The sequence below is a fragment of the Sphaerothrix gracilis Ecp01 genome, assembly GCF_030405905.1.
Lineage (GTDB): Bacteria > Cyanobacteriota > Cyanobacteriia > Phormidesmidales > Phormidesmidaceae > Sphaerothrix > Sphaerothrix gracilis.
In genome coordinates, this window is the sequence record NZ_JASATW010000015.1 from 56,855 (window position 1) to 79,704 (window position 22,850).

Here is a 22,850-nt window from a genome sequence, read left to right on the forward strand (position 1 = left end):
CGATCAACAGGATCGACAGCGAAAGCATGCAAAGCTTTATGGAAAAGCCGTAGCTCTTTTTTACTGCATCAAGCAATGATTATGAGTTTAGCCCGTCATCGTCATTTCAGCCGAGAGCAGTTTACTATCGTTAGGCCCGTGACTTCTTCACCTTTCAAAAGCTTTAAGAAGAATCCGTGATATTCACGATTATCTCGCCCGTCTATGGCTGTCTCAGGGTGTTCTATGGGAATTCTCTGCTAGAGCTTTTACTGATATCTAGGCCGTCATGCCCATCCGTTTACCTCTCTCAGCCCTGCGTCGCTGTCTCTATCTAAGCTGTCTTCTCGCTGTCATAGCACCGATCGCGCCAACTGCAGCTCAGACCCTAGAGCCGACAATAGACTTAGCGCAAGTAGATGAGCAAACTTCATCAGCCGCCACCGACTTACGGATTGATCCGCGCTGGCGGATCAATTACAACAGCGACAGCGGCGGATACAATGGCGGCTTTACCGGATTTGAAGGCTTCATTCCGCTCCTGCAAACGCCAGGGAGTCATCTTGTTTATTTAGTACCGAGAGTTAGCCTAGATGACGACGCTGAGCTAGGCGGTAGCCTGCTAGCGGGCTATCGCTTCTTGTCAGGCAGCACGCTGCTGGGAGGCTATGCCGGATTTGATTTTCGCGACACGGGGCGCAGCAGCTTTACCCAGTTTTCAGCCGGACTGGAAGCCTTCGGCGATGTTTGGGACGTTCACCTTAATACCTATTTACCCCTTGGAGACAGGCGCAACCAGGTTGCAGGCAGCAGCAGCGCCAGCGGCGTTCCTACGAATCTCCGCTTTCAGGGCAACCAACTGGTGTTTGATCTAGGCAGTTTTAGCCAAGCTGAGGCCGCCCTGAGCGGCGTTGACTTTGAGGCCGGATTTCGCCTAATTGAACTACCGGCAGGCTGGGGCAATCTCTGGGCCTATTCCGGTCTGTACTACTACGGCGGCAATGAGTCAGACGACAGCTTAGGAGTACGGATGCGCCTAGACTACCGTCTACAGGAAAATCTGCGCTTTGGCCTGGGTGTGCAGAACGATGACTTATTCGGCACCAATGTTTTCTTCTCGGTCAATGCCAGTGTAGGTGGCCCAACCCAGCTCCCGGAGGCGGAAGCGGTCGATCCGGAGGCGCTGGTATGGGCTAGGGCCGCAGAAAGCCTGACCCGCAATCATTCAATTATTGTTGAGCAGCAAACTGAGCGTAGTTTACAGACCGATGTGGCTATTAACCCTGATACGCAGGAGGCTTACTTCTTTTTACACGTTACTCCCGGCGGCGGCGACGGTAGCGGCACCGTGGAGGATCCTCAAAACGCGATCGCCTCAGCTTTATTGACTGCTAATTCAGGCAACATTGTCTATGTGCGTCCTGGTGATACAGCGACTAATCCGCTCAGCGGCTTTACCATTCCAGCCGAAGTTCAGGTTCTCTCTAGCGGTGTGGAACAATCTCTGTCAATTCAGTCCTCTGGTAGCGTTATAACTGCGGTACTACCTGACTTTGGCGATCGCGGCACCCTACCCCGCATTGAGAACGGCGTAACCCTCATTGGCGGCAACAATACGCTAGCGGGCTTTGATGTCTTCAATGGCCCCAGCGGCATCGTGGTCAATGGGGCTTCAGGCGCTATCCTGCGGGACAATCAGGTTTCAAACAACAGTGTCGTGGGCATTTCTCTAGAGAACTCAGATGGCGTGCAGGTTTTAAACAACACGCTAGTCGATAATCGCTCAGGCATTGCGGTGACATCTGGCTCTGACGAAGCGATAATTCAGGGTAACCAAGTCTCACGCATCAACGACGCCGCTATTACGGTTCAAAATTCAAATGGCAGCACTATTCAACAAAATACGCTGCTCGACTCAAGACTGGGCATTGTTACCAATAATGGAGTTGGCTTGCGGATTCAGGAGAATGAAATTTCACAGATTGGTGAAACGGCGATCGCGCTGCAGGCAGGTTCTCATCAAGCCACAATTGCTCAAAATACCATTTCAAATGCTCAGTCAGGCATTGCGGTCAGCCAGTCTGACAGTCTGACTGTTCAAAACAACGAGATTTCTCAAATTGATTCTATTGCGATCGGCCTGAACACGGTAACGGCTGGTGTCATTCAGAATAACCAGCTCTTCAATGCGCAGCAGGGAGTTAATGCACTAGGTTCAGACAATTTATTGATACAGGATAATGAAATTTTCAATATCAGCGTTGCTCCTATTTCACTAACAGACTCTGACGGAGCCCTGATTCAGCGCAATCAAATTTCTAATTCCAGCAATGTCGGCATTGGCATTTTTGACACAGTCGGCGTTGAAATTGTAGACAACCAACTTAGCCAAATTGCCACCTTGGGGACGACCAATCCGGCCACGACTCTCCCAGCCGCTATTTACCTTAATCAGGTTACAGGGACAGCGAGTATCACAGGCAACACGGTCACCGGCACGTCTACAGGCAATGGCAATCCGAGCATTGAAGGTCAGGCAATTGCGGTGGGTAATGTGTCAGGTGATCTTGATTTGGCGATCGCAAATAATACTATTGGCGGCCCTAATCCCAGTGACAACAACGCTGGAGATGGCATTGTAGTCGTCATGGGCGGAACCGCTACTGGCACGATTGCTATTACTAATAATCAGATTGAAGGTAATGGCACTTCGTCACCGCTAGCTGGAGATGGGATTCAAGTAGCGGTTGAAGGTAACAATAATTTGGCTAGCTTAACCATTGCCAACAACACAATTACCAACAACGTTGATGACGGTATTGATCTGCGTGTAGGTACTATTCTGGCGGGCAATCCACAGCTGAGAGCCTCTATCACGAACAACACTATTCAGGGACACAGCAACGGACAAGGAATTAATATTCAAGCGCAGCAAAATGGCAGTACGGTTGTTAATGGCACCTCTCAAGCTGATGTGGCCATACAGAGCAATACGTTAAGCAACAATTCAACTGATGTGAGAGCGATCGCGTCGGGCAATAATCCATTCCCTATGCAGACGACGGCCAGTAGAGTCTGTTTAAGACTGCAAGACAACGTTCTGCAAGACAATTTTGCGTTAATTCAGCAGAATGAAGGCTTACTTCAGCTCGAACCACCAACCGGAAATAGCAATAGCAACACTGTCACCATGACAGGCACAATCACTTCCGTGTCAGCTGCAACCTGTCAAACACCCTAAGCCACTTTCCCTGACGCGTGAAATTAAGTCTTTTAGCGGTATTTGACGCCCAACTTGTCTAAAAGGCAGTTGCCTGCTGAGTGAGTGGGGTTTTCCGTAGGGGTTTTGGGCTAGCTGGAGGCGATCGTGGCCTGAGAATATCGTTACTCTAAAAGGAGGAAAGCTGTAAGAATCAAGCCGCATATTACTTAAAAGACTCATGAAACGACGTTATTGGCTCGCCCTGGTGGGGGTTGTAGTAGGGGGAGCACTTCTTTCATTTCAACTGTTCAGCAGCCGCGACAGCGCTGTCTCAAGCTCAAGCATCAATACCGAAGACAGCGCCGTGGCCTATTTTGCCGGAGGCTGTTTTTGGTGTACTGAGGCCGATTTTGAGAAGCTAGAGGGGGTTTCGGAGGTCGTTTCTGGCTATATGGGCGGCACGGTAGAAAATCCGACCTATGGGCAAGTCTCTAGCCACACCACCGGCCACCGGGAGACAGTCGAGGTTTACTACGATCCCGACACGGTTGACTATCAGCAGCTCCTGGATGCTTTCTGGCGGATGCACGATCCGACAGATGCGGGGGGCTCCTTTGTGGATCGGGGCGAATCCTATACGTCGGCTATTTTCTACACCAATGAGCGGCAGGAGCAGTTGGCGGAAGGATCAAAAGCGGCGCTAGATGCCTCCGGTAAGTTTGAGGAACCGATCGCCACGGTGATTGAGCCAGCGGAAACTTTTTATCCGGCTGAAGACTATCACCAGAACTACCACACGGAAAATTCTCTGCGCTATGGCTTCTATCGCAATGCTTCTGGGCGCGATCGCTTTATCGATCGGGTCTGGAAAGGGGACACGACGGTCTATCAGCTAGAGGAAAACGAAGCGCTGGAGGCGGCGCGGACTTCTTTCACAAAGCCGAGTGAGGCGGAGCTGAAGGAGATGCTCACCGAGGAGCAGTATGCGGTGACGCAGGAGGATGCGACGGAGCGACCGTTTAAGAATGCCTATTGGGATAACAAAGAAGCGGGCATCTATGTGGATGTAGTGTCGGGAGAGCCGCTGTTTTCGTCGTTGGATAAGTTTAAGTCGGGGACGGGCTGGCCTTCGTTTTCGCAGCCGCTGGAGCCGAGCAATATTGTTGAGGTGGAGGATCGTTCGTTCTTTATGGTGCGGACGGAGGTACGCAGCAAGCAGGCGGATTCGCATTTGGGCCATGTGTTTGAGGATGGGCCGGAGCCGACGGGCCTACGTTACTGCATGAATTCGGCGGCGATGCGGTTTGTGCCGGTGGCGGATCTAGAGGCGGAGGGCTACGGTGAGTATTTGTCGCTGTTTGAGGGAGCAGAGGTGGAAGCGTAGCCGGTCGGGTGGGCAATGCCCGCCTTGCGGTAGGTGAGCGGTACTTGAGGCAGTGGAGATTGAAGCGTAGCCGGTAGGGTGGGCATTGCCCACCTTACAGTAGATGAGCTTGAGGCGGCGGAGATTGAGGCGTAGCCGGTAGGGCGGGCATTGCCCGCCTTACGATAGATGAGCGGTGTTTGCGTGCCATCTTTTGGGCCGGAATGCCATAGTAGAAGCAATCCTTGAGTCACTTCTAAGATTGCGGCATGTGGGAAGGCGTCTTGATCGGAACGGGCCTAGAGCTGAGCAAGCAGGTACTGAAGCAGGTGCTGGACTTAGGCCAGTCAGCGCTGGAAGGCTATGTAGAAGATTTTTTCAAAGACTGCTTTGATAGCGGTGTGGCGCGGCTGCAGGCGTCGTCATTGAAAGGGCCAATGGCAGAGGCGATCGGCTGCTTTATTCAGCGGTTTGTAGAGGAACTACAGATCAATGAGATTCCAGAAACGAGTCTGGATCATTACTACAAAGCCGCAATTAAGCAATTTGTCCGGGATAAGGCAGTTGGTCAGATTTTAGGGAAGGCGTTTGAGACAGACTGCAAGCAGATAGATTACCAGCAGCTAGAACAGCTTTGGTTACAGCGAGTGAAACCGGGCTGGCAGTTTCCGGTAGAAGAATTTGACTGGCGGCGGGTAGCGAAAAGCTATGTGCTGGCGGTGAAGGGGATTGTCAAGGCGGATGCGGAATTGAGAGCGCTGTTAGATACGGAACTTCTGGAAACGATCGCCCAAAACACAGCTCAACTTTCACCTGGCTTCGACGTAATCAAGTATCGCCAAAGCTTACAAGCTAGCTATGGACACCTAAAGCTCTATATCCTCGACAGCACCGATCGCGTAGATGCTATCAAGCTGTGGAACATTTTTATTGAGCAAACAGTACGGGAAGCGCTGCCACCGATGCGCTATGACCTGCCGCTGGATGTGAAGCGCAAACTACAAGCCGAAGGTCAGCTAGAGAGTGATTTATCACCGGAAGCTCTGGAGTATTATCAGCGCGAATATCTGCAGCAGCCTGCGCGTAAGGCATTGGAGGCGATCGCTGACTCGCAGCAGTCTGTGATTCTAGGCGATCCGGGTGCGGGCAAGTCTACGCTGCTGCAATATCTAGCTTTGAACTGGGTGGAGGGCAAAGCAGAAACGCTGCCGCTGCTGATTGAGCTGCGGGAATATGTTCTAGCAGAGTCAACCAGCTTTCTAGACTTTCTGCACCGAGGGCGCGGGGCTGATTGGCAATTCGACCAGCAGCGACTTCACGAGTACCTGCTGGAGCAGCCGACGTTAGTGATGTTCGACGGTTTAGATGAGGTGTTCGATCGCGCGACGCAGGCCGCTGTGGTGGATGACATTATTCGCTTTGCTCAGCGGTATCCCCAAGCTCAGATTCTAGTCACATCACGCATCATTGGCTATAACCCGGAGCGCTTTCAGCACGCAGGCTTTCGCCAGTTTACGATTCAGGCGCTGGATGAGTTTGAGATGCATCAGTTCATCGATCGCTGGTATGACTTGGCAATGGGTAACGACCCGGACAAAATGCGATTGAAGCAGCGGCTAAGAGACGCGATCGCTAACTCTAAAGCTATTGAAAATCTGGCAGATAATCCGCTACTGCTAACGATGATGGCAATTTTGAATCGGCGGCAAGAGCTACCACGCGATCGCGCCGATCTTTATGACCAGGCATCGCGGGTGCTGTTGTATCACTGGGATGTGGATCACAAGCGGCTGAATCTGCCGTTAGATGCGATTGGGCGGCGGGAAAAGCAGGAAATTTTGCGGGCGATCGCCTATGAAATGCAGGCGGGGGAAGATGGCTTAAAAGGTAATTTGATCAGCGCGGACAGGCTGACCCAAATTTTAACAACTTATCTACGCGAACAGGGGTTTGATGCGCCCCGTGAAAAGGCAAATCGGCTGATTCAGCAGCTCAGGGAACGCAATTTTATTCTCTGCTATCGCGGTGCGGATACCTATGGCTTTATGCATCGCACGTTTTTGGAATATTTCTGCGCAGTTGAGATTGTTAATCGTTTTGAAAAACAGCGATCGCTGACGTTTGAACAGTTACGCGATGAGGTGTTTGGTCAGCATTGGCAGGATGAAGCGTGGCATGAGGTGTTGCGATTAATCTGCGGAATGATTGATTCAAAGCTTGCAGGAATATTGGTTGAGTATTTAATAAGTCAGCGAGTTGATCGCAAGACATTTCTATCCCAGGAGCCTTGGGGACACGAAAGATTACAAGTTGCAGCACTAGCAAACTTACTTTTGGCAGCCGATTGTGTAGCTGACATTAGTCATGCTGTAGCTATTTCTTCTATTCGTATTTCCTTACTCGAACATCTTAAACAGGAGGTTGAGGTATGGGAAACACGATTATCTTGGGATTTATGTGAAGAACTGCTGAATAGGATTGCTAGTTACTTTGATGGAACTCTGTTATGGTTGAAACAACAGGTAGAAAAAAATAAAAGCTCTTTTATCCAGTATGCGGCAGTTAAAGCAATTGCAAAATATTATCATCATGAATCAGTAGTTGAGTCTTGGTTTAAGCATTGGGCAAAATATGCAGAAGACTGGGGAGGACAGGCTGCTGCTGTTGAAGTAATTGGCAAGCACTATTATGGTTACCCTGACACTTTCCCCCTTCTTCAAGAGTTAATTTATGAAGCTGGTGATTGGGGAGTTCGTAATATTGCAGTTGAGGCAATCGCAAGCCACTATTATGATTATTCAATAACGCCTAAGCTTCTGATTGATGTCATAAAGTTTGATGCTTTTAGACGTATACATCCTGAGCAGAGTAATCCCCGAAAATCTGCACTAAACGGTCTTCTAGAATACTATTCTGATCTTTCAGAAACGATTGAGCTACTAAGCGATCGCGCTGCAAACGATCCTGATGAACAGCTCCGCTCATGGGCACAGAAAAAACTAGAAAGCCTTGAAGCAAAAACTAGAAACACTGAAGTATAGGAAGTTAGCGATGAAAACCGTTCAGATGACAGCACATATGAATAACGAAGGCATTCTTTAGATTCAACTTCCTAATTATCCTGGAGAAGAGTTAGAGATTTTACTGGTTCATAACTCATACAGAAAACTCTAAAAACGCCAATGGCCTCAGAAATTCCTAAATACTTTTGGTGCTTGGTAAGGAGAGCCATTAGAAAGAGCACCGTAAGATGAGCAACCAGAACGAGATGAGCTTGCTATGACCTATCTAGGGGACTCATAGGGACCGTTTTTTCTGGTGTTAGCGAAACGCCGCCGCCCTCAGAGCAAAAAACGGTCCCTAGAAACTAGCTCAGGGGGCGATAGCGCATCAGGTAGGTGAAGACCTCGCCCTGCTCCGGCGTCAGCAAAATGCCTGACTCCGGAATTGTCAGCAGATTATTCCACAAGCCTTGATCGGCGTAGTTCAGCACGTGCAGGATCTTCACCGCCTCGCGTACCCCCTCCGGCGATCCCATAATCAGGTGGCGCAATCGCTCCCGTTCTGGCTGGGCGCGGGGCACGCCTAGGCGCAGGGGTTCTGTGTCTCCCAGATTAGTAAAATCCGGGAGATTCGGGTTGATATAGAACAGCATTTTGGGATTCCTCCAGAATCGGGTAAGGAAGCCCAAAAATAAGGCCGACCCAAGACATAGCAGTTCGGGACGGCCTGAGTAATAATTACTCTAGCCTCCGAGACAGGTGCGTACTGTCGAAGGGGTCAGGTGCCGGAAGATTGCTACCAACAACTCTCGGCACCGTTCGACCAAATTTTTGGGTGATAGTCAAGCTGCACACGTACAGCTATAGCCCCAAAATTTACCGCATTGGACGGCTGAGCGCAAGGGTAGATCCCCTCTCGCCTGACTAATCTGGAAACGCCAGCCCCGTCCGCGGATCGCGGATATACAGCCCCAGCGTCAGCGAATCTATCGCCACGTCCCAAACCGGAATCCGTTCCTCAGCCTGATCGGCCCAGTAGTCATAGGTGATGAGGCACTGCACCCCAGAGCCAAGGCCGATGCAGACGCGGGAATAGGCTTCGCGGGGATCTTCCTGATGATCCATAAACTTGATTTGCGTCCAGACAATCCGGGCCGTCTGCCGCTGAATCGACACAACATCCCCCGTTTCCAGCACGTCCCGCTCATCTTCGCGGGCAATTTTTTTGAGAATCCCCTTCAGCGGAAAATCTCGCAGCTTGTCGGTCGGGACGTGGTTAAAAGACACCTCCAAGCGGCAGTCATCATCAGGCGGCTTTTTATCGGCAAACCAAAAAGACTTTTCTTCGGCCTCAAAGTGCCAGCTCTGCGGCACATCGAAGCGAACTGCCCCCCGCCCCGCCACAAAGATCTTGTAGCCCTCTTGGGACTGCCAGCGGTGATCCTTTTCCAGCTCTAGAGTTTGCTTTACCCATTTGAGATTGTTTTTCTTGCCCTTGCCCATACCGTTCGCGCCAAAAATGAGTCTTGCTGCTAGCTTAGCGAAAGTTGCCAGGGGTGAAATGGGTTGTCTGCAAACACAACTACAGTAAGAATAAGCGCTCTGAGAACCTGCCTATGGATCTGTTTGACCAGCATCGCCAGCAGCTAGTGGAGCAAGAAGCGCCGCTGGCCGCGCGAATGCGACCGCGATCGCTCGATGAGTTTATCGGCCAAAGCGCCATCATCGGGCCGGGGCGACTGCTGCGGCGAGCGGTACAGGCCGATCAGCTCTCGTCGCTAATTTTTTACGGGCCACCGGGAACGGGTAAGACGACGCTGGCGCGGGTAATCGCCAATACGACGAAGGCCCACTTCATTGCCATCAATGCGGTGCTGTCGGGGGTGAAAGAGATTCGAGCAGCGATCGCTACAGCTCAGGACAAACGCGGTCAGTTCGGCCAGCGCACGATTTTGTTTGTCGATGAGGTGCATCGGTTTAACAAAGCCCAGCAGGACGCGCTGCTGCCCTGGGTGGAAAACGGCACGGTGATTCTGATTGGGGCGACGACGGAGAATCCGTTTTTTGAGGTAAACAAAGCGCTGGTCAGCCGCTCACGATTATTTCAGCTCAAGCCCTTAGAACCAAGCGATCTGCGGCAGGTTGTGGCCCAGGCGCTAAAGGATAGCGATCGCGGCTATGGCGACAAATCTGTGCGGCTCGATCCAGAGGCGCTAGATCACCTGGTCAACGTTGCCAACGGTGACGCCCGCACCCTGCTCAACGCCCTCGAACTGGCAGTCGAAACCACGCCGCCTGATGAGAACGGCACTGTTCACGTCACGCTAGCGGTAGCCGAAGACTCGATTCAGCAGCGGGCTGTGCTCTATGACAAAGAAGGAGACGCCCACTTTGATACCATCAGCGCCTTTATCAAAAGCGTACGCGGTTCCGATGCCGATGCGGCGCTCTACTGGCTGGCCCAGATGGTCTATGCCGGGGAAGATCCGCGCTTTCTGTTTCGCCGCCTGCTGATTTTAGCCAGCGAAGATGTGGGACTGGCCGACCCCCAGGCGGTGACGGTGGTAGCAAGCTGCGCCGCCGCCTTTGACCGGGTGGGGATGCCGGAGGGGCGCTATCCGCTGGCCCAGGCAACTCTGTATTTAGCTACCGCCCCTAAATCCAACAGCGTTATGGGCTTTTTCGATGCCCTCGCCGCCGTTGAACAAGCCCAGCAGCCCGATGTCCCCAACCCGATGCGCGACGCCAGCCGGGATAAAAAAGGCTTCGGCCACGGTCAGGGATATCTCTATCCCCACGCCTACCGCGACCACTGGGTAGCCCAGCAGTATTTACCCAGCAGCCTGCAGGGGCAGATTTTCTATCAGCCATCGGCTCAGGGCTATGAAGGCACGATTCAAACTCAGGTGGCCCGCCGCCGGGAAGCCCAGCTCGCCGCTCTCACCGAGAACGCTCTACCCGAAATTTTGACCTATAGCCCGCTCAATGCCGCTCAGGATCGCTGGCTGCAGCGCAGCTTGGCTCAGGCAGGCGATCGCCTAGCTCAGATCCGCGATCGCCTATTTGCCCTGGCTCAGCTCCAGCGGCACCACGTCGTCCTCAATCTCAATGCCGCTAGTGGGTTGCTCACCTGGGAAGCCCTGCGACAGGTACCGGAGGGGGGCGTTTATGCCCTGACCTACCATTCAACCGATACGCAAGCGCTGCAGGAACAGGCGCAGGCACTGCCTGAACTGAACCGCCCCAAAGTGCTCCAGACTCAATCTGCCGCTCCCCTAGCCGCCCTCGCTCAGGAGGCGATCCAGTTTGATCGGATTGTGGGGCGTAACGTGCTGAGGCACGTGGGCGATCGCACTGTTTTCCTGCAGCAGATGGCTCAGCGCTTAGCCCCCCAAGGACGTTTAGTGCTGGTAGAAAATTTACCCCAGGCCGGACAGCGCTTTTACAGCCTGCTATCTGCCGATCGGATTGAGGCGGCGCTTTATCAGAAACTCATAGCTGCGGAAGCAGCCTTTTACGCCCATGAACCTAGCTATGAAGCGTTTCAAGCCAATTTGCTAAGCGACTTACAGGCGGCTAAGTTGAAGGCCACAACTGAAGTTCAGCCGACGGCGATTGATCTCTATATTTCCCCCCAAATGCTTGACCGCTGGTTTCAGCCTGGGCCAGAGGGACGACCTAGCTATGGCGATCGCCTTGCCAACTCGCTGACCACCACTGACCTCAAAGCGATTAAAGCTCTCTTTACCCAGCAGCTGCTCAATCAAACGGTTACCTGGCAGGGCCAGTTGATCTTCATTCAGGCTGCTATCAGCGTGTTATGAAAAGGCAATTTTGTAACTGCTTAGAAATAAAAGAGGGGCGAAGTCTTAAAAAATATCGAGATCCCCACCTTAGACCCCTCACTTGCCGATAAACCAGGAAGCAACAGTCTATCGGACATACTCTAGCTATCTATGACGACCCTAAAAATTGCTATCAATGGCTTTGGCCGTATTGGCCGCTTGGTTCTACGGGCCGGTATTCGCCATCCCAATCTTGAGTTTGTCGGCATCAACGATCTGGTCCCCCCAGAGAATCTGGCCTACTTGCTGAAGTACGACTCAACCCACGGACGCTTTCCCGGCGAAGTCAGCGCCTGCGATGAGGGCATTATTGTCAACGGCAAGCTGATTCCCTGCAGCGCGGTGCGCAATCCGGCTGAACTACCCTGGCAGCAGTTGGGCGTAGACTACGTGGTCGAAGCCACCGGACTCTTCACTACCTACAGCGCTGCAGCCCAGCACCTAGAGGCAGGCGCTCAGCGCGTGGTCATTTCTGCGCCGACCAAGGATCCTGAGCAGGTGCCGACACTGCTCATGGGGGTAAATCACGAAACCTTTAATCCAGAGCGCGATCGCGTCGTGTCTAATGCTAGCTGCACCACCAACTGTCTCGCTCCCATCGCCAAAGTGATCAACGATCGCTTCGGCCTGGCTGAAGGACTGATGACCACGGTGCACGCTTCAACTGCGACCCAGCCAACGGTCGATGGGCCAAGCAAGAAAGATATGCGCGGCGGACGCGGCGCTGGCCAAAACATCATCCCGGCCTCTACCGGAGCCGCCAAGGCCGTAACGCTAGTTCTGCCAGAATTAGCAGGCAGGCTGACGGGAATGGCTCTGCGGGTGCCGACTCCCGATGTCTCAGTCGTAGACTTAACTTTTAAGACCGAGCAGGCAACCAGCTACGGGGCCATCTGCGAGGCGATGCAGCAGGCAGCAGAAACCGATTTAGCAGGCGTCTTGGGCTATACCAAGGATCCGGTTGTTTCTACCGATTTTCAAGGCGATCCGCGCTCTAGCATCTTTGATGCCGGAGCCGGGATTGAACTCAACGCCAATTTCTTTAAGGTCGTTGCCTGGTATGACAACGAATGGGGCTACTCCAACCGGGTTGTCGATCTGATGCTGTTTATGGCTCAAAAAGAAGGACGGCTAGAAACCGTCCAAATTCCCGCTTTTGCGTAGGCTTAAAACTGGCTGGAGAGTTACACAGGCTGTGCATCTCTCCAGCTATAGTCCCTACTTCTTCATGTCGCGGGCCATGTTGCGGAACGTATCCATGCTGCTGTCGGGCCGACGTCGCTGAGAGGACTCACTGCTAGCAGCGTCAGTCTTAGCCTGACTGCCAAACTGCGATGCTTGGGAAACTATCCGCCCATTCTTATCCACTTCGGCGCTGCCCAAAGCAGAAATTTGCCGCACGCTTTCTAGTTCTTCCTTTACGCCTTTCTTCTTGGCGAATGTGCGCTTAACTGTCTTAGCTGAGCGCATGTAGTCAATATCGCCATAGGTTTTAGCGTCGTCCGCATCTAAGAAAAAAGTCTTTTCCTGCTTGGGCGGCTTCGGCGGCGCTGCCTTTTTCTTCTTATCGGAACCGCCGAAAAGTCCCCGAATAAATCCAGTCATCGTTGTTCCCTCTGTCTGAGCAAATTAAGATTTGCAACATCTTCCTTATCTTATTGTAACTTTCTCTCAGATTTTTTTTGCTCAGACACAACAAAATCCGCCGTTTAGGGCGCTTTTCTTCAGCCAAAACTTAATAAGCTAGTTGCACTGCTTGTCAGCAGCCGTGACAGTGCCCTACCCCACAAAATAGGCTAGGCGAGCTTAGCTGACTCTAGAGCTTGCGCTGATAGTCCTCCAACAGCTCCATTAGATTGCTCTGACACTGGGTTGGCAGTAAATCAATCATGGCCACTTCGCGCCGTCCACCGCCGAGCTGGATGGACGTGCTGCTCAGAATGTCAGTTACTTTTTTCTCTTCTAGCTGGTTGTTGGTCAGCATTGGATAGAGCTTTTCTGCCAGAGGGGTGTGCAGCTTAGCGTCTCCTAAGTAGAGGTGCCACTTAGCCACATCCAAATAAATTTGCTCACCAATTTCTGCGGCTAACGCTTCAATCGCTTCTGAAGAATTGGAATAGGCCATAGTTTTTTCTAACTTTCTAGCTAGGCATAATTTCTTTACCTGCATCTTAGGCAGCCGCAGAAAACTTGAGATCACCTGAGAGAAAGATATTCACAGCCCCAAAGCGTTCACACAGCCGGGTCGGAGTAGTCAGCAATGGCGAAAATGTAGGCGGCGTGGGCCAGCAGTCCTATGCCCCAGACGGCTGTAACCCACTGTACCCAGGGAACCCACAGCGGATTTACCTGATGAAAAAACCACAGCCCTGAGTTGACAGCGGCAAAGGCAGCGACATGAACCGCAAAGTTCATGCGATCGTCTAATTTGCGGTAAGCCGGATCATTTTCTCGGTCGGGTTCACGGGGCCAGCGAGGAGGCATAGGTATTGAGTTTAAGAGTTCTAATCTGATTCTACGGTGCTGAGGGCCTGCTGTAGGCTCTGCCAAACCTGTTCCGGCGGCTGATTGCCGTTAATTCTGAGCAGCTTTTGGCGATAGTCGTAATAATCTAGCATCGGCAGGGTTTGCTCGTAGGACAGCTCAATCCGGCGGGCGATCGCCTCAGGATGATCGTCAGTCCGCGATCGGGCCAGCGATCGCGCTCTTAAAACCGACTTTGGTACTTCTAGCCAAATAGCTCGATCGAGCTTTTGATCAAGATCCTCCAGCAAAAAGTCGAGTTCTTCAGCCTGAAAAGCGGTGCGCGGATAGCCATCTAAAAGCCAGCCGGAAGCAACATCTGGCTGCTGTAGGCGCTGCCGCATTAGCTTGATGATTGTCTCGTCTTTGACCAAGTCTCCCTGTTCCACTGCCGCTTTCACCTGCACGCCCAAGGCGCTGCCAGCGGCGATTTCCTGTCGCAGTACGTCCCCAGTCGAAATCCAGACAATTCCCAAGTCCTCTTTGAGCCGCTGAGCCTGGGTGCCCTTGCCCGCTCCCGGCCCGCCTAGCAAAACAAGTCTCATCAAGTAACCTCCCTAATGGCTGCTCGCCATCACCTCAGCCTAAAAAACGTCTTTTTTTCTCAACCAGCGACAATCGCTTTTGTCGGAGAGTTGTACAGATCTGTCTACGAGTAGTATGATTTAAGACTGTGTCTAATTTTAGAAGATCATGCCAAAGCTAAAAACTCGCCGAGCAGCGGCCAAGCGCTTTCGCCGCAGCGGCAGCGGTAAGATCATGCGCCGCAAAGCCTTCAAAAACCACTTGCTAGAGCACAAGTCAACAGCTCGTAAAAGTCGTCTGTCTCAGAAAACCGTTGTGCATGAGGCGGATGTGGAAAATGTTGAAGCCATGCTGCCTTATCTATAGGGCGTATAGGGCGTAGCAGATTTTGGGGCCTTAAGCTCCAATCGTAACCAGCTCTCATAAAAGGAGTCTGCCGGTGTCGGCTTCTCCCTCAAGATTATGGAGAACGGGTCAACTCAGTCAAAGTCGAAGCTGTTGAGGAAACTAAAGTAAATGGCACGTGTTAAGCGCGGCAATGTCGCTCGCAAACGCCGCAAAAAAGTATTAAAGCTAGCCAAGGGCTTTCGAGGCTCTCATTCTAAGCTGTTCCGCACGGCTAACCAGCAGGTGATGAAGGCGCTGCGGTATGCCTATCGCGATCGCCGCAACCGCAAGCGCGATTTTCGTCGCCTATGGATCACCCGCATCAACGCAGCTGCCCGTCAAAACGGCATCAGCTATAGCCAGCTCATTGGCAAGCTGAAGCAGGCAGACATTCAGCTCAACCGCAAGATGCTAGCGCAAATGGCGGTTTTAGATCCCAGCAGCTTTAGCCAAGTAGTTGAACTCGCGACTAAGTCATAAGTCGAGCCGTTTGGTTGAATCGGAAAAACTAGCCTAGAGCGTTTTCGGCTTCAACCTCATTTCAACTGCCTGTGCCGGACTAGTAGGTCTTGAATATGTTCAGGACAGCTTTTAGCTTTGGTATTGTGGCGGGAGTACTCATGGGTGCTCCCGCTTTTGCCGCTGAGCTCTCAGAAATTGAGGCGCGCGGTCATTTAATCGTGGGCGTAAAAGATAACCGTCAGCCTCTAGGGTTTCGAGATGCCACTGGGGAACTGGTTGGTTTTGAGATTGACATTGCTCGTCGCCTAGCCGCAGAGATTTTTGATGATCCCGACGCCCTCGTCTTACAGCCACTGCCTAACCTGGAGCGCTTGCCCGCTGTCCTAGAAGACCGCGTAGACATTGCGATCGCTGCCGTAACGGTGACTGAGGCGCGATCGCGCGTCGTCAGCTTTAGCTTTCCTTACTACTTTGACGGCACGGGTTTTGTCACTCGTCGCTCTGACATTTTGGCGCTTGATGACCTGCAGCGCCGAGCGATCGCGGTACTCGACGGCTCTAGCGCTATCAGCGCGCTACGCTACATCTTGCCGACCAGCCCGCTTGTCCCCGCGACCTCCTATCAGCAGGCCCGCCAACTTTTACAGCAAGAGCAGGCCGTTGCCTTTGCCGGAGATATTTCAGTTTTGGCCGGTTGGGTGCAAGAACAGCCGGAATATCGTCTGCTGCCGGGAGCGATTTCGGCTGAACCGCTAGCCGTGGTTATGCCGAAGGGAACCCAGTTTGATCAACTGCGGCGATTGGTAAACACGGCCCTCTATCGCTGGTGCCGCGAAGACTGGCTAGATGAGAGGGCTGATTACTGGGCACTGCCCCGTACGGTTTTGGTCGAGGATTCAGCTTGTTTAAAGCTGTCAGACTGATGGGGAGCGCAATCCCGTGTCAAGATAGTTGCAGATCATAAAAACGGCTAACGAAAATATGGCTGGCATGGAGAACAGCAATTTTTTAATCATTTATCTATCGGTGCTGCTGGTACTACTGGCAGTAGCCGCCTTTTTTGTCCTGCGTCAGGTGCTGAGAACTCGCCGTATCGAAACGACGCTGTCGCGGTTACAAAATAAGCTCACTAAAGAGAAGGGAACAGCCCAGGAATATTACGAACTCGGCAGCCTCCTGTTGGATAAAAAGCTCTATACGCAGGCTGCTCTTTATTTACAACAGGCCCTTAAAAATCTTTCTGAGGAAGAAACCGAAAACGCCGCCATTGTCTATAACGCTCTGGGCTTTACCTATTTTGCTCAAGAGCAATACGACTTGGCCATCCGTAATTACAAAGATGCTCTCAAGATAGCCCCTAACTACGTCACAGCCCTGAACAATCTAGGCCATAGCTACGAGCAAAAGCAGCTTACAACTCAGGCGCTAGAAGCTTACGAAGCCGCGCTTGAGCATGAACCCAAAAATCAAACCGCTAAACGCAGAGCTGAGTCTCTACGCAAGCGTGTCGTCACGGCCTCCAAATGATTCTCTGTAGATAGATCTATGTTAGATCTGTACTGAGTCAGTAGGCGCAGTTAAACGTGAGTAAACGTAGGTTTTAGACAGCAGTTAGCTCTGGCTGGCTCTGCGCCTGACTAGCCGCTAGATCTTTAGGCCCGCTGCAGTAAACTTCTGCCGAGTTATTCGGACTCTCGATCAGCTTTACTTTGTATAGCTCGACTCCCGTTTCCCGCAGGGGTGCCTGCAGCAGATTGCGAATATGCACGGCGATATTCTCAGCTGTAGGCACGACTTCCATGAAGTAGGGAATGTCTTTGTTGAGGAAAGTGTGGTCAAAAGGTTCAACTACAAAGTCATCAATGATGGCCTGTAGCTCAGCTAAATCAGCAATCATACCCGTACGGGGATCAATTTCACCCTGAACAGTGACTTCTAGATGGTAGTTATGCCCGTGACCGTGGGGGCGAGCGCACTTGCCATAGATTTCGCAGTTTTCCTCATAGCTGAGCTTGGGATGTGCTAAGCGATGGGCGGCGCTGAAGTGGGTACTGATTGTCAGATGGGTTTCCATGTCGTTTCCCTGGTAGTCAGCCCAGAGTTCTGGGTTTTCAAGTATTTGAATATTCGTAATGGGTAAATGAGGCGCTAGGCGGTGCCAAATGGCGCGAGCTATGTTCTCCGTCGTCGGTAAAGCTGCTTGAAATTCGGGCCAAGCGTCATTGAGGTAGGCAAAGTCAAGCTGGCTGGTGACTTCTCGCTTAATCGTCTGCTTGACGTCCGATAGATTAAGCACCATGCCATACTTGTCTAGCTCTCCGGCCATAGAGACATACAGGACATAATTATGACCGTGTCCGGGCGCTTGAGCACATGGGCCAAAGCGTTTTCGGTTTTCCGCTTCGCTCAGCTCAGGCAACCAGTACCGATGGCTGGCTGAAAACTGAGCACGGCGGTGAATAATGCAGTTCATGAAGCTGTCAGCTAATCAGCTAAAAAATTAAGTTACGTAAACCGTACCTTCTCAGGATAAACGATATCGTTGGGCGATCGCTGCGAGCAGGCTATTCCTTTTGGTCTCAAATCGGGTCATTTGCCCTCAATTTAAGCCAGCTAGCCCGGTTTGACCGTTTGATTCAGCGCGGCAGCTTATGGAACAGAGGTCAAAGCGCTGAAACTATGGGAATAAATTTTTATATAAAAATCCTGTGTTCTAAACGTTTCCAAATCGTGAAGCCGCCATGACACAGGGCTTTGAGGACTATTAAGTAAATACCTCATGAGTTGTTGACAATAGCGGTAAATAGTATAATTGAATACAGAAATAGAAAATCGTTCATCTTTCTAAGCCTTGTCTTTGTGGCAAGACTTAAGGTAAAGACGGAAGTAGGGAGTTAGCCCGAAGGAACGCGGCTCAATTTTTACAAGTTGAGAGCTAACATCTCTGGAGACAAACTATATGAAACTGTGTTATCGCGGCGTTGAATACGATTACAATCCTCCTGCTTTGGAAGTGACCGAAAGCGAGCTGCTCTGTCAGTATCGCGGACGGCCTTTGCAATACAGCTACGTCCGGCACGTTCCTATCCCGCAGCCAGTGGCAACGCTTAGCTACAGAGGCGTGGCCTATCAGACCAATTCTAAAGGACAGGTAGAACCGGCTGCAGCCCCAACCGAATCTATTTTCGCCAAGCTAGCTGGCTTTTCACAGCGCACCAATTCGATGGCGGATGCTCGCCGCGAACTGCTGAGAGAATCGGCTCACATGCACCAGGAAAATATTCGTCGCAGCCTAATGCATCGGCTAGAGGTTGCCCGCGCTAAGGGAAATGAAGTTCTAGTGCGGCAGCTAGAAGATGAAATGCACCAAATTGCCTAGTCAAAAAGTTGTGCTGTAGCTGGAGTAGGAGTGGGTGTGCGGTTAATCCGCACACCCCTTTTCTGTTTGCCTGGGTGCCGGTGCTAACTTCCGGGCCTACTCGATATATTAGCCAGTGCCTGCAGCTGCGGGGCCAGCGGCAAAGCGGCATCAATTTGTAAATAAGGTGGATGACTTTTGGCTTGAGTAATCCGCTGGACAGCCGCATTTTGCCAGCGAATCCAATAGCTGTTAGCGGTCGATATGCGAGAATTGGGCGTTTCGCTGAGCCAAATAAGCTGGCCTGAGGGAAGAGCGCGGCTAATTGGTTCAGCCATCTTTACGGCAGCTAGGGTCCTCAAAACGGCGTTTTTTTCACGGAGCGAACCTGTCTGAGCCGTCCAAACGGCAACGGTGATGCCTCGCTGTAAGCCGTAGCAGTAGAGTGAAGCCGCAGCTATAACGGCCTGTTCAAAATTGTCATGTTGCCAGATAGTGGCGCTGTCTAGGCAAAGGGTAAGAGTCTGGGCCTGACTAAAGTGCTCCAGTTCCCGTACCCGCAAGTCGCCATAGCGGGCACTGGTGCGCCAGTGAATTAACCGGGTAGGATCGCCCCAGCGATAGGGCCGTAAGGAACGGGTAACGCCTTCAGTAGCGCTTTGATAGTGGCGATCGCCCAGCCAGCGCTGAGTTTGAGCCTGCCCCAGTGGCTGGTCAAGCAGTGGACACTGAGACAGCGGCAATACGGTTGGATAGACAATAGCAGTGACTTTGGCTGGGCGATCGCGGTGGCACCAAAACAAACCGAAGGGCGCGGCTGTGCGGAGCTGAACGGTTTGCCAGTGGTAAAGGCCTCGGCTTTTGGCAAGACACTCAAGCTGCCAGTGATAGGTATTGCCGGATTTGAGCTGAGCGATCGCTTGGGTTTGCATACCGCCTAACGCCGGAGGAATCAGATCGCAAATTTGCAGCATCCCCTTGGTCTGAGCGGTGGCATTGTGCAGCCGTACGTCTAGCCTGAGCCGATTCCCGGCGCTGACTGGACGCACAGGTAAACGTTCAACCCGCAGTCCCCGCAGGAGCCGAGGCGGTAAAACAGCCGCGATCGCCAGCAGCGCCAGCATGACCCCGCTGATGACATAAAGCCAACCCGCTAACGTGTTGGTAGCAGCGCCAAAGAAGAAAACAGTCAGCCCCAGTAGAACCCAGCCGCTGTAGGCAGGCGTCACCCAGCGATGAGTCAACCAGGAATTGACTGTGCGAGAGATATTCATGGGAGCTAATGCCTATGCTGAAACAAGACCGATAGTTTAACTTTTTGCGCCGACAAAATGGCTGCCACAGGTGCCGCTAGCGCTACCGGGCGATCGCCACGCAATTTCACCGCGCTCGATTTACGTTAGCCGCAAGTTTCCCTTGGGCTGACTAAAAAAGGTGTTTTTCCTTTGAGTCAATGGTGCGTCGCCGAAATCTCTCTAAACTGCGATGGGGACTTTTCTTTGGCATAGGCTGCTTAATATTTTTAGGATTAAATAGCTGGTATTCTAGCTCAGCAGTTTCGCCGCAGCTATCCCCCCTGCAGCAGGATCCCTACATCCAGGTTTATTTCAATCACTCGCAAGCGAATGTTTACACCGATCCCTACCGCCAGATCAAGCGCCAGGGCGACAACTTAGAGCAAGAAATCATTGAGACATTAGCCCAGGCCCAAAGCTCCATTGACGTGGCGGTGCATGAGCTGAACTTACCAGAGATTGCTCAGACCCTACGCGATCGCGCTCAGGCAGGCGTACGGGTACGGGTGATTCTAGAAAACAAGTATAGTCGCCCTTTCTACGCTAAAAATCTTGCCGGACTCGCCGAACGCGATCGCCAAAAAGTAGCAGCCTCGATTGCCCTGATTGATGTCGATGGCAATGGCCGCATAGCCCCGGCTGAAATTGCCGCTCGCGATGCCTACACTATCTTACAAGCGGCGGCTATTCCTGTTTTGGACGATACGGCAGACGGCTCCAAAGGCAGCGGTTTGATGCATCATAAGTTTGCCGTTATTGACAATCGCATCGTCCTGACTGGCTCGGCTAACTGGACAATTAGCGGTATCCACGGCGATATGGTGGCACCCGAAACCCGGGGCAATGCCAATGCCCTCCTGCGCCTTCAAAGTCCAGAACTGGCCCAGCAGTTTACCCAAGAATTTGAGCTAATGTGGGGCGATGGCCCTCAAGGCCAGACAGACAGTTTGTTTGGTCTGCAGAAGCCCTATCGCGCGGCGCGGCAAGTGACACTGCCTGGCTCTGCCGTGACGGTACAGTTTTCGCCAACCTCTGCTAGTCAGGGCTGGCCTGCCAGCGTCAACGGCCTGATCAGCAAGACTTTAGCCAGTGCGGCTCAAACCGCAGATCTAGCGCTGTTTGTATTCTCCGATCAGGGTATTGTCGATCAGCTAGCCCAAAAGTCAGAGGCCGGAATACAGGTGCGATCGCTGATTGATGCAGAATTTTTGTACCGCAGCTATAGCGAAGGACTCGATATGCTAGGCGTGGCTATCCCCGATCACCGCTGTCGCTATGAGGCCAATAATAAGCTGTGGCGATCGCCGATTTTAACAGTGGGCACTCCTGCCTTGCCGCCGGGTGACAAACTGCATCACAAATTTGCCGTACTCGATCGTCACACCGTGATTATTGGTTCTCAGAACTGGAGTAAGGCTGCTAATCAAACCAATGACGAAAATTTACTGGTGATTCGCAACGCTCAGGTCGCAGCTCACTTTCAGCGGGAATTTGATCGCCTCTACCAGAAAGCTAGCGTCGGAATGACGGCTGAACTTCAGCAGCGAATGCGGCGACGAAAACAGCAGTGTGGTTAATAACTGGTTTTTTCAGGATGATTTCGGCCTTTGCAAATTTGTCCGCTCAATCAGCAAGAACTATCAAACCACGTAAACTTCAGTAAATAACAATTTAAATCGCCGGACTGCCATGTTACTTTGATCAGTAAGCAAAACAACTAAATAAATCAAGCAGTCTAGATATAGCGTCATTTTTGACTTGATGACTGCAGAAATCTCTAAAATAATTTAGTTTGCTTATCGTAACAAAAACAGGATGTTTCTATTAGTTTAGAAGGTCAATATTCAGCCATTTGAGCTACGTTACCTAAGCAAAAGTGTAGTTTTGAAAGCTAATTGCATTATTTGTCATCTCTGATTTTTGTAGTAAAGCTAACGAAAGACTGTCTTTAGAGTTTTGTCAATTTTTATTTAGGTTCAGTCAGCACTGACTGAACCTAAGCTTTTTTGAGGGTGCTATGCTGGCATCAATGCCAAAACTGGTAGATTTATGCCGATGAGGAAAAGGCATGCCGCATGGCTAATTCTAGTGCTTGGTTAGCGCTAATAATCGGTAATACGCGCCTGCACTGGGCCGTATTTGCCAGAGAAGATTTACAGGCCACCTGGCATACACGGCATCTCAATGCCCATGACGTGGCAACGTTAATCCACAATCGCTTCAACTCCGCCGCCTGGCGTCAGATCACGTTCGCGCCTGTCCCTGATTTAGAGCCGCAGACAGTTCGTCCTATTCGGCTTTGGCTGGCTTCTGTTGTTCCTTCCCAGCTGGCTCTGTGGCAGGGCTATGGAGGTTTACGGCTGGTAGAGCGCGATCGCCTTTGGCTAAAAAACGTATACGCCACCCTAGGCATCGATCGCATTTTGTCTTTGATCGGCGCAGGTAAGCAGTATGGCTGGCCAGCTTTGGTGGTCGATGCGGGAACGGCGCTCACTTTTTCCGCTGGTGATCAGCACAAGTTTTTAGGTGGGGCTATTCTGCCAGGTTTAAAGCTGCAAATGCAGTCTCTGGCGACTGGAACTGCTGCCTTACCTAATATCGATCGCTGGGAGATGATTCCGCCACAGCGCTGGGCGTTTGATACCGCTGAAGCCATGCGCAGCGGCGTATTTTATACTCAGCTAGCTGGCATAAGAGACTATCTAGCCGACTGGTGGCAGCGATATCCCAGTGGTCAAGCCGTCCTGACTGGCGGCGACAGTCCTCTGTTAGCTGTTGCCCTGAAGGCCAGCAAATCCGATTTATTAGAGCGACTGCTTATTAGCGAAAATCTCGCTTTCTGGGGGATCCAAGCCTATCGCAGCTACATGCTGGAACAGCGATAGTTTCAGGTTCAGACGCGCGATCGC

Annotated in this window: 20 protein-coding genes and 1 riboswitch; of the genes, 12 read left to right on the plus strand and 8 right to left on the minus strand. The window is 51.8% G+C overall.

The window, feature by feature from the left end; translation table 11 throughout:
• Positions 1–268: 268 nt before the first annotated feature.
• From QJQ48_RS17185 to QJQ48_RS17195, 3 genes are all read left to right on the plus strand, one after another.
• The gene (locus QJQ48_RS17185; protein WP_346292473.1) at positions 269–3,220 is read left to right on the plus strand and encodes a right-handed parallel beta-helix repeat-containing protein; all 2,952 of its coding nucleotides are present in this window, start codon (positions 269–271) and stop codon (positions 3,218–3,220) included.
• A gap of 199 nt (positions 3,221–3,419) precedes the next feature.
• On the plus strand, positions 3,420–4,565 hold the full coding sequence (gene msrB / locus QJQ48_RS17190; protein WP_346292474.1) for a peptide-methionine (R)-S-oxide reductase MsrB: 1,146 nt from the start codon (positions 3,420–3,422) through the stop codon (positions 4,563–4,565).
• A gap of 248 nt (positions 4,566–4,813) precedes the next feature.
• Positions 4,814–7,585 (plus strand): NACHT domain-containing protein, encoded by a 2,772-nt coding sequence (locus QJQ48_RS17195; RefSeq protein ID WP_346292475.1) that lies wholly within the window; start codon positions 4,814–4,816, stop codon positions 7,583–7,585.
• Positions 7,586–7,911: 326 nt separating this feature from the next.
• On the opposite strand, the gene QJQ48_RS17200 is transcribed toward QJQ48_RS17195, so the two are convergent.
• Positions 7,912–8,199: a hypothetical protein gene (locus QJQ48_RS17200; protein ID WP_346292476.1), complete on the minus strand. Its 288-nt coding sequence runs from the start codon at positions 8,197–8,199 to the stop codon at positions 7,912–7,914.
• A 271-nt stretch (positions 8,200–8,470) separates the two neighbouring features.
• On the minus strand, positions 8,471–9,049 hold the full coding sequence (locus QJQ48_RS17205; protein WP_346292477.1) for a hypothetical protein: 579 nt from the start codon (positions 9,047–9,049) through the stop codon (positions 8,471–8,473).
• A gap of 113 nt (positions 9,050–9,162) precedes the next feature.
• Here QJQ48_RS17205 and QJQ48_RS17210 point away from each other — a divergent pair, with 113 nt between their 5' ends.
• Positions 9,163–11,370 (plus strand): AAA family ATPase, encoded by a 2,208-nt coding sequence (locus QJQ48_RS17210; protein ID WP_346292478.1) that lies wholly within the window; start codon positions 9,163–9,165, stop codon positions 11,368–11,370.
• Between the two features lie 132 nt (positions 11,371–11,502).
• Complete coding sequence (gene gap, locus QJQ48_RS17215) at positions 11,503–12,555, plus strand: type I glyceraldehyde-3-phosphate dehydrogenase (RefSeq protein ID WP_346292479.1); 1,053 nt, start codon at positions 11,503–11,505, stop codon at positions 12,553–12,555.
• 54 nt (positions 12,556–12,609) lie between these two features.
• On the opposite strand, the gene QJQ48_RS17220 is transcribed toward gap, so the two are convergent.
• From QJQ48_RS17220 to QJQ48_RS17235, 4 genes are all read right to left on the minus strand, one after another.
• Positions 12,610–12,996, minus strand: coding sequence for a hypothetical protein (locus tag QJQ48_RS17220; protein ID WP_346292480.1), 387 nt, complete (start codon positions 12,994–12,996; stop codon positions 12,610–12,612).
• Between the two features lie 211 nt (positions 12,997–13,207).
• Complete coding sequence (locus tag QJQ48_RS17225) at positions 13,208–13,516, minus strand: DUF3181 family protein (protein ID WP_346292481.1); 309 nt, start codon at positions 13,514–13,516, stop codon at positions 13,208–13,210.
• A gap of 107 nt (positions 13,517–13,623) precedes the next feature.
• Entirely contained in the window at positions 13,624–13,875 is a 252-nt protein-coding gene (locus QJQ48_RS17230) for a 2TM domain-containing protein (protein ID WP_346292482.1), read from the minus strand.
• A gap of 20 nt (positions 13,876–13,895) precedes the next feature.
• Positions 13,896–14,459 (minus strand): adenylate kinase, encoded by a 564-nt coding sequence (locus tag QJQ48_RS17235; protein ID WP_346292483.1) that lies wholly within the window; start codon positions 14,457–14,459, stop codon positions 13,896–13,898.
• 148 nt (positions 14,460–14,607) lie between these two features.
• On the opposite strand from QJQ48_RS17235, the gene rpmI reads away from it, so the two are divergent.
• From rpmI to QJQ48_RS17255, 4 genes are all read left to right on the plus strand, one after another.
• Complete coding sequence (gene rpmI / locus QJQ48_RS17240) at positions 14,608–14,805, plus strand: 50S ribosomal protein L35 (protein WP_346292484.1); 198 nt, start codon at positions 14,608–14,610, stop codon at positions 14,803–14,805.
• A gap of 150 nt (positions 14,806–14,955) precedes the next feature.
• On the plus strand, positions 14,956–15,306 hold the full coding sequence (gene rplT, locus QJQ48_RS17245; RefSeq protein ID WP_346292485.1) for a 50S ribosomal protein L20: 351 nt from the start codon (positions 14,956–14,958) through the stop codon (positions 15,304–15,306).
• A gap of 95 nt (positions 15,307–15,401) precedes the next feature.
• Complete coding sequence (locus QJQ48_RS17250; RefSeq protein ID WP_346292486.1) at positions 15,402–16,211, plus strand: transporter substrate-binding domain-containing protein; 810 nt, start codon at positions 15,402–15,404, stop codon at positions 16,209–16,211.
• Positions 16,212–16,278: 67 nt separating this feature from the next.
• Entirely contained in the window at positions 16,279–16,815 is a 537-nt protein-coding gene (locus QJQ48_RS17255) for a tetratricopeptide repeat protein (RefSeq protein ID WP_346292487.1), read from the plus strand.
• Positions 16,816–16,888: 73 nt separating this feature from the next.
• Here QJQ48_RS17255 and QJQ48_RS17260 read toward each other — a convergent pair whose 3' ends face one another.
• Positions 16,889–17,761, minus strand: a complete 873-nt coding sequence (locus QJQ48_RS17260; protein WP_346292488.1) for a 6-carboxytetrahydropterin synthase — start codon at positions 17,759–17,761, stop codon at positions 16,889–16,891.
• 358 nt (positions 17,762–18,119) lie between these two features.
• A riboswitch (Glutamine riboswitch) is annotated at positions 18,120–18,202 on the plus strand.
• Between the two features lie 45 nt (positions 18,203–18,247).
• Here QJQ48_RS17260 and pirA point away from each other — a divergent pair.
• Entirely contained in the window at positions 18,248–18,667 is a 420-nt protein-coding gene (gene pirA / locus QJQ48_RS17265; protein ID WP_346292489.1) for an arginine synthesis PII-interacting regulator PirA, read from the plus strand.
• A gap of 83 nt (positions 18,668–18,750) precedes the next feature.
• On the opposite strand, the gene QJQ48_RS17270 is transcribed toward pirA, so the two are convergent.
• Positions 18,751–19,920: a DUF58 domain-containing protein gene (locus tag QJQ48_RS17270; protein ID WP_346292490.1), complete on the minus strand. Its 1,170-nt coding sequence runs from the start codon at positions 19,918–19,920 to the stop codon at positions 18,751–18,753.
• Positions 19,921–20,099: 179 nt separating this feature from the next.
• On the opposite strand from QJQ48_RS17270, the gene QJQ48_RS17275 reads away from it, so the two are divergent.
• Both QJQ48_RS17275 and QJQ48_RS17280 read left to right on the plus strand, forming a co-directional pair.
• The gene (locus QJQ48_RS17275) at positions 20,100–21,518 is read left to right on the plus strand and encodes a phospholipase D-like domain-containing protein (protein WP_346292491.1); all 1,419 of its coding nucleotides are present in this window, start codon (positions 20,100–20,102) and stop codon (positions 21,516–21,518) included.
• Between the two features lie 498 nt (positions 21,519–22,016).
• On the plus strand, positions 22,017–22,826 hold the full coding sequence (locus tag QJQ48_RS17280; protein ID WP_346292492.1) for a pantothenate kinase: 810 nt from the start codon (positions 22,017–22,019) through the stop codon (positions 22,824–22,826).
• Positions 22,827–22,850: the final 24 nt, after the last annotated feature.

What these genes read in the sequence shown, in the direction of transcription:
- QJQ48_RS17185 (WP_346292473.1), top strand. Translation starts at nt 269, where the DNA reads ATGCCCATCCGTTTACCTCTCTCAGCCCTGCGTCGCTGTCTCTATCTA.
- msrB (WP_346292474.1), top strand. Translation starts at nt 3,420, where the DNA reads ATGAAACGACGTTATTGGCTCGCCCTGGTGGGGGTTGTAGTAGGGGGA.
- QJQ48_RS17195 (WP_346292475.1), top strand. Translation starts at nt 4,814, where the DNA reads ATGTGGGAAGGCGTCTTGATCGGAACGGGCCTAGAGCTGAGCAAGCAG.
- QJQ48_RS17200 (WP_346292476.1), bottom strand. Translation starts at nt 8,199, where the DNA reads ATGCTGTTCTATATCAACCCGAATCTCCCGGATTTTACTAATCTGGGA.
- QJQ48_RS17205 (WP_346292477.1), bottom strand. Translation starts at nt 9,049, where the DNA reads ATGGGCAAGGGCAAGAAAAACAATCTCAAATGGGTAAAGCAAACTCTA.
- QJQ48_RS17210 (WP_346292478.1), top strand. Translation starts at nt 9,163, where the DNA reads ATGGATCTGTTTGACCAGCATCGCCAGCAGCTAGTGGAGCAAGAAGCG.
- gap (WP_346292479.1), top strand. Translation starts at nt 11,503, where the DNA reads ATGACGACCCTAAAAATTGCTATCAATGGCTTTGGCCGTATTGGCCGC.
- QJQ48_RS17220 (WP_346292480.1), bottom strand. Translation starts at nt 12,996, where the DNA reads ATGACTGGATTTATTCGGGGACTTTTCGGCGGTTCCGATAAGAAGAAA.
- QJQ48_RS17225 (WP_346292481.1), bottom strand. Translation starts at nt 13,516, where the DNA reads ATGGCCTATTCCAATTCTTCAGAAGCGATTGAAGCGTTAGCCGCAGAA.
- QJQ48_RS17230 (WP_346292482.1), bottom strand. Translation starts at nt 13,875, where the DNA reads ATGCCTCCTCGCTGGCCCCGTGAACCCGACCGAGAAAATGATCCGGCT.
- QJQ48_RS17235 (WP_346292483.1), bottom strand. Translation starts at nt 14,459, where the DNA reads ATGAGACTTGTTTTGCTAGGCGGGCCGGGAGCGGGCAAGGGCACCCAG.
- rpmI (WP_346292484.1), top strand. Translation starts at nt 14,608, where the DNA reads ATGCCAAAGCTAAAAACTCGCCGAGCAGCGGCCAAGCGCTTTCGCCGC.
- rplT (WP_346292485.1), top strand. Translation starts at nt 14,956, where the DNA reads ATGGCACGTGTTAAGCGCGGCAATGTCGCTCGCAAACGCCGCAAAAAA.
- QJQ48_RS17250 (WP_346292486.1), top strand. Translation starts at nt 15,402, where the DNA reads ATGTTCAGGACAGCTTTTAGCTTTGGTATTGTGGCGGGAGTACTCATG.
- QJQ48_RS17255 (WP_346292487.1), top strand. Translation starts at nt 16,279, where the DNA reads ATGGAGAACAGCAATTTTTTAATCATTTATCTATCGGTGCTGCTGGTA.
- QJQ48_RS17260 (WP_346292488.1), bottom strand. Translation starts at nt 17,761, where the DNA reads ATGAACTGCATTATTCACCGCCGTGCTCAGTTTTCAGCCAGCCATCGG.
- pirA (WP_346292489.1), top strand. Translation starts at nt 18,248, where the DNA reads ATGAAACTGTGTTATCGCGGCGTTGAATACGATTACAATCCTCCTGCT.
- QJQ48_RS17270 (WP_346292490.1), bottom strand. Translation starts at nt 19,920, where the DNA reads ATGAATATCTCTCGCACAGTCAATTCCTGGTTGACTCATCGCTGGGTG.
- QJQ48_RS17275 (WP_346292491.1), top strand. Translation starts at nt 20,100, where the DNA reads ATGGTGCGTCGCCGAAATCTCTCTAAACTGCGATGGGGACTTTTCTTT.
- QJQ48_RS17280 (WP_346292492.1), top strand. Translation starts at nt 22,017, where the DNA reads ATGGCTAATTCTAGTGCTTGGTTAGCGCTAATAATCGGTAATACGCGC.